The sequence below is a fragment of the Kocuria subflava genome, from assembly GCF_012163155.1.
GTDB lineage: Bacteria > Actinomycetota > Actinomycetes > Actinomycetales > Micrococcaceae > Kocuria > Kocuria subflava.
The window spans coordinates 1-554 of the sequence record NZ_JAAVUN010000208.1; the positions used below are offsets into that span (position 1 = coordinate 1).

Genomic DNA, 554 nt, shown 5'->3' on the forward strand with positions numbered 1-554 from the left:
GCCCTGCACCTGCGCACTCAACTGCAGCAGATCCGCGACGGGGTGGCTGTTGCCCCCACCCCGGGGCAGACGGTCGCGGAGGAGTTGACAGGGCTCGGGCCGCAGGACGTGGTGGTCGTGCTCGGGTTCCGACGTCGTCCCCGGGGATTCGAGGAGGCCCTCAAGGGCTGCGCGGAAGCACAGGTACCGCTGATCTTGATCGCGGACCCCAGCGCGCGTCACTTGGCGCACCACGCCCGGCACTGGATCGAGTGCCCCGTGGGGCGCTCCGGGGCCTTCGGCTCATACGCGGCGGCCTTCTCCACGGTTGCCTGGCTCGCGGGCGCCGTTCTGGGCGCGGGCGGGGCAACGGCTGCCGGTCACGTGGATCGGGCCACGGAGCTGTTCGAAACCCTCCGCGAGCTCGATCTGGGCTGAGCGCTGTTGCGCCCACGCGTGGAAACAGCTCGCCGTCGTGCACGGCGGAAGACACGAAAAGACTCGGGGAGACAGGAGGACACGTGAAGGTCATTGTCATCGGAGCAGGGATGGGTGGGGTGTCGGCGGGGACCGCG

General features: G+C 70.0%; 1 protein-coding gene. It reads left to right on the forward strand.

What is annotated here, in order from left to right; genetic code table 11:
• Nucleotides 1-417, forward strand: a 417-nt coding sequence (locus tag GTW58_RS13800) for a MurR/RpiR family transcriptional regulator (protein WP_168023633.1), incomplete at its 5' end; no start/stop codon positions are given.
• Nucleotides 418-554 lie beyond the last annotated feature (137 nt).